The 14,009-nt window shown below is 41.8% G+C and carries 8 protein-coding genes and 1 pseudogene; all 9 read left to right on the forward strand.

Going from position 1 to position 14,009, the window contains the following annotated elements; translation table 11 throughout:
• Positions 1–70 precede the first annotated feature (70 nt).
• The 9 genes and pseudogenes from BXY_RS06995 (at position 71) to BXY_RS07035 (ending at position 13,828) form a co-directional block, all read left to right on the forward strand.
• Positions 71–1,429, forward strand: coding sequence for a DUF4925 domain-containing protein (locus tag BXY_RS06995; RefSeq protein ID WP_015531551.1), 1,359 nt, complete (start codon positions 71–73; stop codon positions 1,427–1,429).
• Between the two features lie 31 nt (positions 1,430–1,460).
• Positions 1,461–4,307 carry a TonB-dependent receptor gene (locus BXY_RS07000; protein ID WP_015531552.1) on the forward strand — a complete coding sequence of 949 codons (2,847 nt, stop codon included), beginning with the start codon at positions 1,461–1,463 and terminating at the stop codon, positions 4,305–4,307.
• Positions 4,308–4,414: 107 nt separating this feature from the next.
• Positions 4,415–6,262, forward strand: coding sequence for a tetratricopeptide repeat-containing sensor histidine kinase (locus BXY_RS07005; protein WP_015531553.1), 1,848 nt, complete (start codon positions 4,415–4,417; stop codon positions 6,260–6,262).
• Entirely contained in the window at positions 6,172–8,262 is a 2,091-nt protein-coding gene (locus tag BXY_RS07010) for a sensor histidine kinase (protein ID WP_229096954.1), read from the forward strand. Before BXY_RS07005 ends, BXY_RS07010 begins: the two co-directional genes overlap by 91 nt.
• A complete protein-coding gene (locus BXY_RS07015; RefSeq protein WP_015531555.1) occupies positions 8,259–10,307 on the forward strand; it encodes a sensor histidine kinase in 2,049 nt (682 codons plus the stop codon). Before BXY_RS07010 ends, BXY_RS07015 begins: the two co-directional genes overlap by 4 nt.
• Before the next feature lie 105 nt (positions 10,308–10,412).
• Positions 10,413–11,093, forward strand: a complete 681-nt coding sequence (locus BXY_RS07020) for a hypothetical protein (protein ID WP_015531556.1) — start codon at positions 10,413–10,415, stop codon at positions 11,091–11,093.
• Positions 11,094–11,133: 40 nt separating this feature from the next.
• Positions 11,134–13,009, forward strand: a pseudogene (locus BXY_RS07025) (alpha-L-fucosidase).
• Between the two features lie 103 nt (positions 13,010–13,112).
• Positions 13,113–13,427 (forward strand): nucleotidyltransferase domain-containing protein, encoded by a 315-nt coding sequence (locus BXY_RS07030; protein WP_009039295.1) that lies wholly within the window; start codon positions 13,113–13,115, stop codon positions 13,425–13,427.
• Positions 13,424–13,828, forward strand: coding sequence for a HEPN domain-containing protein (locus tag BXY_RS07035; protein ID WP_009039294.1), 405 nt, complete (start codon positions 13,424–13,426; stop codon positions 13,826–13,828). Before BXY_RS07030 ends, BXY_RS07035 begins: the two co-directional genes overlap by 4 nt.
• Positions 13,829–14,009: the final 181 nt, after the last annotated feature.

Raw genomic sequence — 14,009 nt, forward strand, 5'->3', positions numbered from 1 at the left:
GACGGCAGTCACCTATTAGCCGTACTTTGCATCGTTTTAATAAATATGTTGAAATAAAACCTAGAAGAGAATGAGAACTTTAAAAAGACTTTTTTATGTAGCTTGTACAGCTTTCCTCCTTACATCTTGCGAGGAAACCTATAATGACAAGCTATTCTGGCCGGGTGAACTCTGCCAGGAGTATGGCTCATACATCAAACCGGCTACCTTAAACCTGACCTACAGCGGGGAGAAACTCGTTGGAAAAACTGTCGACTTTAAAACAGAAGACAGTGAAAAAGGAACCTTGACACTGAATGACATTATCCCGGGAGAAAAACAAACTCCTCTTCCAATCAGTCTGTGTGAACAGGAAGACTCTTATACATTTAGCGGCAAGAACATCACGATGGGAGGAGCAACCGTGACATATAGCGGTGCCATCACTCCGAAAACAATGAAACTAGATTTGGATGTAGTAATGCCGCAAAGTAAATGGGAGAAAAGTTATAGCATATCCAATTTCACTAAAGGAAAGAAAATGACTGTCACCTACAGTGGAGGACAGTATATATGGAAAGAAACGAATGAAATCTTAACCGGAGGATTCTATGTCCATCTGGATGATGTAGAACTTACCAAAGCGGGCAGTACACTGTTTTTAAGGATGAAACTGATTCAAAATGCACTTTGCTATTTCATACCGCAACTTCTTCAGACAATCACCCTACAACCCGACGGTAACCTTGTAGCCAATTATACGACGAGTCCCGTTTACATCGGCAGCGTACCGATCAATAACATAGATCCGGATAAAGACGTCGGTACCATCGCAACATTTGTCACCAAGTTTATGATCGGCTTACTGACAGAAAAAGATATCAATAATGCATTGACAGACCGTACATGGACCGCTTCACCTATTAATCTAATCACTTGGACAGAGGAGAGCGGTAAACTTAAAATAAACCTGAACTTACCGGCAATTATCAGTCTGGCAACCAAGGACAGTGAAACTCCTATCGATTCAGGACTGGTTTCCGGAATTATGGAAGCTCTTGCCCAATCCAATCCTGTGCAACTGAAACTGTTGCTCGGAATCGTAAACTCCATGATCGACAATCCATTGCTCGGTATCATAACCAGTATGGATACGGCGAGCTTCCAACAGGTATTCTACTTACTGACCGAAGGAATTATCTTTCATATAGAAGAGGAAGACGGACATACCCATCTTTACTTAACCAAAGAGTCGACAACTGCTTTCATTCAGTTATTGCCCGGACTGCAACCGATAGTGGAAGGAATGTTGCCGGAAAGCATGGCTAACAATACTGTATTTAAAAACCTACTCGGACTTCTCATGGGAAATGACGAAAACGGTCTGCCGGTTTTATGGAATGCAGCCAATACTATTGACTTAGGATTGGATCTTCTGCCACAAGAATAAACATCAACTATGAATATCAAAAAAGAAAACAATGAAGAAAATATATATTCTAACTTTGCTACTATGCTTCACCAGCCTTGGGGGTAGTTTTGCCCAAACGCTGAAAGGACATATATATGATGCAAATACCAATGAGCCATTGGTGGGAGCAGCCGTTACGTATAAGTTACAGGGTAACCAGGGAGTAGTGTCCGACATTCATGGGGCTTATGAAATCAAGCTGCCCGAAGGGGGTGTCGATCTCGTATTCAGTTATGTGGGCTACGAAGATGTACTGATGCCGATCGTAATCGACAGGCGTGAGGTAATCACCAAAAACGTCTACATGAAAGAAAGCACCAAGCTGCTGGAGGAAGTCGTGGTCAGCGCCGGACGCTTTGAACAGAAATTGAGTAATGTCACTGTTTCCATGGATGTAGTGAAAGCCGGTGACATTGCCCGCCAGGCACCAACAGATATATCGTCTACCCTCCGCACTCTTCCGGGAGTGGATATTGTTGACAAACAACCTTCCATACGTGGTGGTAGCGGATGGACATACGGAGTAGGTGCACGCAGTCAGATTCTGGTGGATGGTATGAGTACCCTGAATCCCAAGACAGGCGAAATCAACTGGAACACCGTACCTTTGGAGAATATCGAGCAGATTGAAGTAATCAAAGGAGCCTCTTCCGTTTTATATGGTTCATCGGCTTTGAATGGTATCATCAATATCCGCACCGCACGTCCGGGGTTAGCTCCGAAAACACGTTTCAGCGCATATCTCGGTATCTATGGTGATGCGGAGAATGACGAATACCAATGGAGTGATAAGAATTTCTGGAAAGAAGATAAATATTCGGTCAAACCGATTCTGCGCGGAAATCTTCTTAGTGGTGTGCGTAATCCGATTTACGAAGGATTCGATCTCTCCCACGCCCGTCGTATCGGTAATTTCGACGTCAGTGGCAGCCTTAATCTTTTCACCGATGAAGGATACCGCCAGCAAGGACATAACAAACGTTTCCGCATGGGAGGTAACCTAACCTATCACCAACCGGACATGGGAATGAAACTGTTGAACTATGGTTTTAATATCGATTTCCTGTCTAATCAATATGGTGACTTTTTTATCTGGCGTTCACCGACAGAGGTGTACAAGCCCTCTCCTTTCACCAACATGGGCAGGGAAGATAATAATTTCCATATCGACCCGTTTGTCAACTATGTGAATCCGGAAAACGGTACGTCACATAAGATCAAGGGACGTTTCTATTATAGTGCCGACAATATCGTACGTCCTACCCAGGGAGCATCTATCATGGATATTCTGGGCAATATGGGGACAGATGCCCAAACGATACAGAATATTGCAGGCGGTGATTACAGTTCATTCTACCCGGCATTGGTGGGAATCGGTTCAGGACTAATCAATGGTAATCTGGAAGACGCCATGAATGGAGTATTCACTTCATTAGGCAATATCTTCCCTAACGCAACGACTGCCGATTATTGTGATCTGATTTCCTGGGTGATGGACAGCGGGCTACCCAGTGATTTGGGAGGACTGACGAACGGACAATTGCCTGGTGACCTGATTCCCTGGGTGTCCGACGTACTCAATCCTTCACGAAACACTCCTAAGACGCAGACTGATAAAAGCACTAACTATTATCTTGATTATCAGTTCAACAAGAAATGGGACAGTGGCGCACAAATCACTACCGGAGCCACTTATGAGCATGTACGGTATAATTCGGCCATCATGGACGAAGTCTACAAAAGCGATAACATAGCTGCTTTCTTCCAGTACGACCAACGTTTCTGGGACCGTCTAAGCGTATCTGCCGGTGTGCGTGCCGAATACTATCGTGTAAACAATCACCATCGTGAAGCAGAAACAAAGATATTCGGAACTAAAGTTCCATTCCGCCCCGTGTTCCGTGCCGGACTGAACTATCAGTTGGCAGATTACAGTTTTATCCGTGCCAGCTTCGGACAAGGTTACCGTAACCCGTCCATCAATGAGAAATACCTGCGCAAGGATATCGGAGGAGTCGGCGTTTACCCGAATCTGGATATCAAACCGGAAAAAGGGTTTAATGCGGAATTGGGATTCAAGCAAGGATATAAGATTGGTAATTTCCAGGGATTTGTAGATGTTGCAGGATTCTATACACAATATAAGGATATGGTCGAATTCCAGTTCGGACTATTCAATAATACGGACTATACGATGATTAACAGCATCAGTGATGCCATCCGAATGATAACCGGTGGTCAAGGTTTCGGAATCGGAGCACAGTTTCATAACGTATCGAAAGCACAAATCTACGGAGTGGAAATATCGACAAACGGTGTTTATAACTTCAATAAGAACACAAAGTTGTTCTATAATTTAGGGTATGTATACACCGAACCCCGTGATGCGGATTATAAGGAACGCAATGATGCGGAGGATCTTTATACTGATCCTCTTCAAATGAAAGAAAAATCTAACACCGGAAAGTACCTGAAGTATCGTCCGAAACACAGTTTTAAAGCGACAGTAGATTTCCAGTGGAAACGTATCAATCTGGGTGCGAACGTTGCCTGGAAGAGTAAAATCCTCGCAGTGGATTACCTGATGATGGATGAACGTCCGAAAGCACAACTCGACTTGATGGATTACGTTCGCGGCATCGCTTTCGGTTATTCTAAAGGAGAAACACTTGCTACTTACTGGAACAAACATAACACGCCCTATGCTACCGTTGATTTGCGCTTCGGAGTAAAAGTAACGAAAGAAGTAGCTTTCCAATTCATGGTAAATAACCTGTTTAACAAAGAATACAGCTACCGCCCGATGGCAGTTGCCGCTCCACGTACTTTCGTACTGAAAATGGACGTCACTTTCTAAATAAAAAGAAAAAGTAATAATTGTCCTACTAATTATGACAATTATTACTTTTTTTGTTTATTTTTGGGGAGAAATAATAAACACTCACGCAACAAAACATCCCCAAAATGAAAAAGGCTGTTTACATATCATTTATCATCAACCTATTTGTATGCATTTCATTACATTCAAAGGACAGGACTTCCAAACATTTGTACGCCTTACAGCATCTTATCAATGCCAACCTTGCTTATGATTCGATAGCCTCTATAGACAGTATCATAATATGGGAACAGCAACTAAGTCCGATACTTGAACAAGAGAACCAAATAGAACTTTTCTTCCGAATCAAACAACTATTAGTACATGCACACTCTTTATCCGGCAACATCGGGCAAGCTATCGACGAAGCACGGCTTATGTATGAAAAAGCCGAAACTCTGAAATATGATTTAGGAATAGCACTCTCCAATACAGCTATCGGAGATGCCTATTATTGCTCAAATATGACTGAAGAGGCAGCCAACGCTTACAAAGAAGCAATCCTTCATCCTGTATCTTCTTCGGAAGGCAACTATTACAAAGAAATGGCAATGTTACATCTGAAAGAGATTTTCATCAGAGAACACAACTCGGAAGAAGCGGAATCATACAGGGAAATGCTGCTAAAATCAGACGCCATGCATACCAACCAAACCATTTTGTTCTTCCATTATTGTTCCGATGTGGCATATTATATAATGACAGGAGAGTCGCAGAAAGCGCAGGATAGTTTCCTCGAAGTAGAAAAAATCTACCACTCCTGCAAAGAGCCGTATTACTACTCCCCTTTTCTCTGCTCACAAGGATTATATAACGAAACAATCGGAAAAAACGAACTCGCCTTGTTATGTTATGATAACGTACTGCAAAGTATCAAACAAAAAATGCAATCGATAACCTACTTACAAGTATCTCACTTAAAAGCAAACTTGCTGATAAAAAAGGGGGATCCTCAAGAAGCCGCCCGACTATACGAAAAGATCAGTCGCATCACAGATTCTATTGCTTCTCCCAGTTATACCCACCGCATCAACAATCTACGCGCTTCTTATCAGGAAAACCGGATGAAAGTGGAGAACAAGGTCGAACATAACCGCATTTTCATGAGCGGTATCCTTATCGGCACCATCATTCTGGTTGTCATTATTTACCTGGCGCTACATATATTAAAACAAAACAAAAAGATTGCCGAATCAAAGAAATGTCTTGAACAGTCACGACTAAATGCGGAAAGTGCCATGCATGCCAAAAGCCTTTTTCTCTCCAACATGAGTCATGAAATCCGCACTCCGCTCAGTGCCCTTTCCGGTTTCTCCAATCTACTGACTGACCAGGGACTGGATGCGGAAACTCGCCGGCAATGCAGCGATGTCATACAGCAAAATTCAGACTTGTTACTCAAACTGATTAATGACATAATCGACCTGAGCAATCTTGAAGTAGGCAAAATGAAATTCAGTTTCGGCTCCCACGATGCTATTGCCATCTGTAACAATGTAATCGATACCGTTAACAAAGTAAAACAAACCCGGGCAGCACTCCGTTTTAAAACACCACTCACCTCATTGCAACTGTATACAGATGATTCACGTTTACAACAATTGCTCATCAACCTGCTCATCAACGCCACTAAATTCACTGTCGAAGGAAGCATTACCCTTGAAGTAGAATTACAATCAGATGAATATGCACTTTTCTCCGTAACAGATACGGGCTGCGGGATTCCCCCGGAAAAACAGGCGAACATCTTCAGCCGCTTCGAAAAACTAAACGAAACAGCGCAGGGATCGGGGCTCGGGTTGTCTATCTGCCAACTGATTATTGAACGCATCGGTGGAAAGATATGGATAGATCCGGCATACACCGACGGATGCAGATTCTGTTTCACACACCCCGTCCGACCAATGGAAGAAAGAAAGGAGGAACAAGCATGAAACGAATCGGCATATTCTGCATCATATTATTGGGACTAATAACAATCCAGACCGCCCAAGCAATGACTGTCAAAGACAGCCTGGTGCAGGTACTGGATACTATACCTGCCAACAAAACAAGACTAAACGTCCTGTATTTATTAGCTTACCAAGACCCTATGTCACCGTCCTGCCTCAATTACCTGGACCGACTGCTAAAAGAAGCAGCCGTACAAGAGGACATAGAGTACCAGTGTCTTGCCATGTATGCGTATGTTGTCTATTATTTCAACCACCAAGACGGGAAAAATACAAAATTGTGGATGGACAAACTGACAGAAATATCCCTGAAGCATAAATACTATAATACTTATTTTTCAGCCAAACGGGCGGAAATTTTGATGCATATCATAGAGCACAAAATAGAATACAGCATCACACAGGCCGAAGAAATGTATCGTCTCGCCTCCCAAACAAACAATACACAAGGTATGCGCTATGCAAAATTATGTCTGATGAACGCTTATCTGATGTCCGCTCGATACAAAGAAGGAGAAAACGCAGGATTCGAAGCCTACCGCCTGCTACCTGCCACCGCTTCCCTAGAAGAAAGAAAGGATATCTTACAGGAGATATCCCTAGCATGTGCATCTATAGAGAGCGAAGAATCGCTGAAATATCTAAAAGAATTTGAAATCGTACTGGACAAAATGTCCCGCCAAGAAGCAAAATTCAAATTAAGGATTCATCACACCAGTTATCTCTTATTGGAAACATTATACGCCAACTATTATCTGCAAAATGGTCATATAGACGAAGCCCGTATTCACCTCAAGAAGATGAACGAATATTTCTCTCCAACGGACTATATCCCCTGCCGGGGACTCTATTACGATGTATATGCCCAATATTACCGGATTACGCAAATGTATGACAAAGCACTGATTTATGCAGACTCCGCCATCAATCTGCTTTCAGGAGTATCGGACAACAACGGTCTCGACTACCGGATAAAACGGGCAGGGATACTTGCTGACGCAGGACGGACAGATGAGGCTATTCCCTTATTGCGTAATCTGTTGGCAAAGAAAGACACCTTCTACCAGCACTTATCCACGAGCCAAATGGAAGAGATCTACGAAATGAAAAAAATAGATGAATTACTCCTGGAAAAGGAAAAGCATCGGTCAATCATTCAAACAATCGAACTGGCATTAATCACTATTGCATTAATCATTCTAATACCTGCCACTATCCGCATCTTTTACGTAAAAAAAAGACTAAAAAAAGAGGAGGAAGAAATCAAAAAAATGACTCAAATAGCAGAAGAAGCAAATGAAGTGAAAAGCCATTTTCTTTCCAATATGAGTTATGACATCCGCAGTACACTTAATAACGTGCTGGGCTTCTCACAATTGATGACCCAGGACCCTAACAGCATAGAAACCGCTCAATGGAAAGAGTACTCTGAAATTGTCCAAACCAATTCGACCGAATTGATACAACTGGTGAATGACATACTTGACTTATCGAGACTGGAAGCCGGAAAAACAAAATGGCAAGTACAGGAGTATGATATTATTCCTCTATGTTCGGATATTGTCAGCATAGCACAAATGAGAAATAAGGGAAAGATACAAATTGACTTCAAAACCACCATCAAAGAGCAGGCTTTCCAACTGGATATCACCCGCTTCACACAGGTCATTGTAAGCACGCTCATTTATCCGGTTCCCTGTGACTTGCAAAGACACGTCACGTTCTCCTTATATTGTAATGAACAGGAAAAGTTACTTGTATTCCGTATCATCAATACTCCACTTGCTGATGCGGAGTTTCAGATCCGAAAAACGGATGTCCGCCATCGGATTAATCGTCTGACAATCGAATATTTCGGAGGGACATACACGGTTATTTCCAATCTGAAAGAAGAACCGACTATTATTATCACATATCCTTACTCTAAATCAGCGGCAGAAGATGCCGTACGAGATAATTTTCATAGACAGATACGCTTATGAACAACCTAAAAGCACAAATCAGCCTCATCTCCGGAATTTTACTTATGATTCCATGCATTCTGTTTGCTACGGCCATATCTACCCCAGCAGATAGTTTACAAAACTTATTAAAAGATTGCCCGGATGCCGGGAAGAAGGCTATCATATACGTACATCTGGCTGATATTTATGTCGACAGCATAAATATCGCCACTACGTATTGGAATGAAGCACTCACCGAAGCAGTCAAGGCTGAAGACGAATATATTACGAAACTTGCTTTGGACGCACTCGTCCAAAGATATGCTTCGAAGGACGAAAAGATAGTAAAAAAATATATAAATATCGCCCAACAGGTGCTTCCGGAAAGCCACAACGCGCTATTCATCGACTATCTGTATTGTTACAATATCTGGATGGAAATGAGAAAAAACAATTCATTGGAGCTTATTGAACAAGAACTAAATGAACTGAAAAATGAGAACTTGCAAGATATGACACTCGAAGAACAAATTAGATGGGAATACCTCACAGGAGTATCATTGGATTATTTTTCTCTGCTGACTCATGCATACAGCGAAATAGGCAAAGCCATACCTTATATAGAGAGAGCACTGGACAAAGTCTCAGAATTTCCTATGAAAGACAGAATCCATTTTGAAATATTATGTCGTTATGAATTATCGGACTTATACACGGCAGTGAACGACAAAAAGGCAGCGGATGAAATCAACAAAATGATTGAACTTCATAAAAAGTGGAACAGCCAAAATACCTCTTTCGAGCGAAAGTTTCTTGATGAATCAGACTATTATATGAAGCAATATTCATTAATCATTTTTCTCGGAGACCTTATTGACAGAAAGGAAGCCCAAAAGTATTATGAAAAATACATGGGAATAGCCCGAAAGAAAAACAAGATGAAAAGTACATACGAAACCAGAGCAAGATACTATAAAACGATTGGAGACTACCAAGCCTCCATCACCTACATCGACTCTACTATCCTTACGGAACATTATGAACCGGAAGTCCTTATCCCGCTCTACGCAGTAAAAGCAGGACTTTACTACAAAATAAAAGATTATAAAAACGCATATCTGGCCTTAAAAGAGGGCAATAAACTACAAACAAAGAACAAAATAACAAAGAGAGAACAACAAATGGCGGAAATGCAGACACGCTTTGATGTCAGTAAACTGGAACTGGATAAAATGAGCCTTGCCTATAAAAACAAACAAATAGCGCTCATCGCTTCCTGTATTTTATTACTAGGACTAATTGCGTGGAGTATCTACCAACGCTATATGGTGAAACGACTGAAAAAGATGCATAGGAAATTGATGATTGCCAATGAAGAGGTCAAAAAACAAAGTGAAAAAGCCACCGAAAGCGAAAAAATGAAAACCGCTTTTCTTAATTCTATCTGCCATGAGATACGGACTCCATTGAATTCTATAGCCGGATTCTCCGAACTAATCACAGATGAATCCCTAGATGCTGTGACTCGTGAAGAATTCAAAGACTTAATACTAAACAATTCCACGACATTGCTTTCTATAGTAAACAATATACTGGAACTATCCGAACTTGTCAGTTCTTATGAACCACTACCGGTTGAACCTACCGACATATACGGACTTTGTATAGAAGAAATGGAAATACTAAAAGAAAAAATCTTAAATTCTGACATATTATGCATTACCGAAGCTGATAAGAAAGAAATAATCATACCGACTAACGCTTTTTACCTCTCACGAGTGATCGGTAACTTATTGAGTAATGCAGCAAAATTCACAGAAAAGGGAACAATCACATTAACCTGTCAGATTGACGAAGATCAAGAAGTAGTGGTTATTTCCGTAACCGACACGGGAATAGGCATACCGACCGACAAACAAGAGTGGGTATTCGAGCGATTTACCAAAGTAGATGATTTCAAACCTGGTACAGGACTTGGACTTTACATTTGCCGTATCATTATCCAACGGCTCGGCGGTAATATAAGTATTGACACCTGTTACACCAAAGGCTGTAAAGTATTGGTATGTATGCCGATAAAATAGCAATCTTTTCATTTCTGCCATTTTAACAGAATATAATTAGTCAGTTACGATTCATACATTTTTTGTATCTTTGGCATCTGTAAATGAAAAAAACAACCAATAATAATGAAAAAACAAATCGTACTTATTGCTATTTTATGTTACGCAGCCTTTGCACAGGCACAAGAAGTTTTTATAACCGCAGATTTTGTAAGTAGCTACATCTGGCGTGGTATGGACAGCGGCAATGCAAGTGTGCAACCCTCACTCGGCCTCAACTGGAAAGGCCTGACCGTCTATGCATGGGGTTCCACCGAATTTCGCGAAAAGAATAATGAGATAGACTTGTCACTGGAGTACGAATACAAAAACCTGACTCTCTACGCCAACAACTATTTTACCCAAACAGAAGAAGAACCTTTCAAATACTTCAATTACAGTTCACATTCCACCGGACATACTTTTGAAGTAGGAGCCGGATATATGCTTAGCGAGAAATTTCCATTATCAGTCAGCTGGTACACCACCTTTGCCGGAAACGACTACCGTGAAAACGGAAAACGTGCCTGGTCCAGCTATTGCGAATTGAGTTATCCGTTCAGCGTGAAGGATGTTAACATGAGCGTCGAAGCTGGTTTTACCCCTTGGGAAAGTATGTACTCCGACAAATTCAATGTAGTCAATATCGGATTATCCGCAACGAAAGAAATCAAAATAACATCCAACTTCTCTCTGCCCATATTCGGAAAACTAATAGCCAACCCCTATGAAGAGCAACTTTATTTTGTATTCGGAATTACGTTGTAGATGATTCTTACACTCAATTATTAACTAATAAATTACCCCCATGAAAAAACACTTTCTTATTTTCGGAGCAGGCCTCCTTCTATTAAGTGCCTGTAATTCGGTCAAAGCACCGGAAGCTATCCTGCCCATTCCCGAAGCCAAGCAGGTAGAATGGCAAAAAATGGAAACATACGCTTTCGTACACTTCGGACTTAACACATTCAACGACCGCGAATGGGGATACGGTGATTCCGATCCTAAAACATTCAATCCCACCCGACTGGATTGCGAGCAATGGGTACAGACGTTTGTGAAATCCGGCATGAAAGGAGTGATCCTGACAGCCAAACATCACGACGGATTCTGCCTGTGGCCTACTCAACTGACAGAATATTGCATCCGTAACACCCCGTATAAAGACGGAAAAGGCGACATCATTCGCGAACTATCGGATGCCTGCAAGAAGTACGGCATTAAATTCGCTGTTTATCTGTCTCCCTGGGACAGGCATCAAGCCAACTATGGTTCTCCCGAATACGTAGAATACTTCTATAAACAGCTCAACGAGCTATTAACCAACTATGGTGATGTTTTTGAAATCTGGTTTGACGGTGCCAATGGCGGAGACGGCTGGTATGGCGGAGCAAAAGACAGTCGTACTATCGACCGCAAAACTTATTACGATTATCCGCGAGCCTATAAGTTGATCGACGAGTTGCAGCCACAGGCTGTTATCTTCTCGGATGGAGGTCCGGGCTGCCGTTGGGTAGGTAACGAAAACGGATTTGCAGGAGCTACCAACTGGTCTTTTCTCCGTGCCGGAGAAGTTTATCCGGGTTACCCCAAATATCGTGAATTGCAATATGGCCATGCCGACGGCAACCAATGGGTAGCCGCAGAATGTGATGTATCCATCCGTCCGGGATGGTTCTATCATCTGGAAGAAGACGACCGTGTGAAAACAGCAGATGCATTGACCGATCTGTATTACCGTAGCGTAGGTCATAACGCAACATTGTTACTCAACTTCCCGGTCGATCGTGACGGACTGATTCATCCGACAGACTCTGCCAACGCCGTAAACTTCCACCAGAACGTACAAAAGCAACTGGCACACAACCTATTGGCGGGACTTTCTCCCAAAGCATCGGACGAACGGGGGAAAACATTCTCTGCAAAAGCGGTGACCGATGGTGAGTATGATACTTATTGGGCTACCAATGACGGCGTCAACTCTGCCACCATCGAGTTTGACCTGCCTCAAACGGAAAAGATTAACCGCATGATGTTACAGGAATATATACCTCTGGGGCAACGTGTCAAATCATTCGTTGTAGAATACAACCAGGAAGGCGAATGGCTTCCGGTAAAATTGAATGAAGAAACGACCACTATCGGATATAAACGTCTTCTTCGTTTCGAGACAGTCACCACAGATAAGATCCGTGTCCGTTTTACAGATTCGCGAGCTTGCCTCTGTATCAATAACATAGAAGCCTACTATGCAGGAGAGACTTCCGATACATATACTGCAAAAGCAGAAGAGTTGAAGAGTTATCCGTTCACGCTCATTGGAGTAGATGCGGAGGAAGCACAGAAATGTATGGATAAAAACAATCAGACCACCTGCTTCATCAACAGAAATACATTATTAATTGATTTGGGAGAGGAACGCACAATCACCTCATTCCACTATCTTCCCGACCAGAGTGAATATAATATAAGGAATAATCAGCTCTTATGAAATCTCTGTCGGAACGGATAGTAATGCTGTCAATCAGGTAGTAGCCAAAGATGAATTTTCCAATATAAAGAATAATCCGATTCTGCAATCGGTTTACTTTACTCCGGTTAACGCCCGCTATGTACAACTGAAAGCAACACGGATGATACATGATGGTGAACCAATGGGACTGGCCGAAATCGGTATACAATAAAATAAGTAACTGTCATTTTAACACTTAAAGAGAATAAATAGCTGTATCTCTTGACTTCTCGAATAATTTATATAACTTTGTTCGTAAATAAAAAGCAATAAATATGAAACGTCCACAAATTGTAGAACGAATACGGAAGGCTTTAACACAGGTGGCACCGGAAGCTCAAGCCATTTTATATGGTAGTGAGGCACGTGGGGATGCCCGTCCTGATAGCGATATTGATTTACTGATATTGGTTGACGGTAATAAATTGACCGTCAAAGAAGAAGACCGTATCATCACTCCGCTCTACGATATAGAAATAGAAACGGGAGTGCAAATAAATGCACGTGTCTTGCTGAAAAAGATTTGGGAAAACCGTCCTTTTCAGACACCTTTTGGTATGAATGTAATGAAAGAGGGGATCGTACTATGAAAGAACAATTAAACAGGGAAAATATTGAGGCACTGTCAGCTTACCGTTTTCTACGTGCTAAAGAAACGCTGAAAGAAATACCCTATCTAAAACAACAAGGCTATTATAATACAGCTGTAAACCGTCTTTATTATGCCTGTTATTATGCAGCAGTCGCTCTGCTTATTAAACACGAGATAAATCCTGGTACCCATGCAGGTGTCAAACAGATGATAGGATTGCATTTCGTCGCTACCGGTCGTATGTCACGTGAATTGGGACGTTGTTTTTCCTTACTTTTCGAACGTCGGCATAGTAGTGATTATGATGATTTTGCCTATTCAAGTGAGGAAGAAATAGACGAATTGCTGCCTAAAGCAACTGACTTTATTGAAGCCATCGAAGTTCTGCTGAAGGAATAAAAGGATGTTATATTTGTAACTTCCATTTCTATTCCGCCATTTTAAGAACCCTATAAAAACCCTCCTATTTTGCTCAAAATTCTTAAACCTGTGCATTTTTTACTCGGATTTCTTGTCAGAACCAAGTGTTTGAGTAAATTTGCACGCTGATAGTTAACCGGATAGTTTGGATAGCAAGAGA

The organism is Bacteroides xylanisolvens XB1A (assembly GCF_000210075.1).
GTDB classification, from domain to species: Bacteria; Bacteroidota; Bacteroidia; order Bacteroidales; family Bacteroidaceae; genus Bacteroides; species Bacteroides xylanisolvens.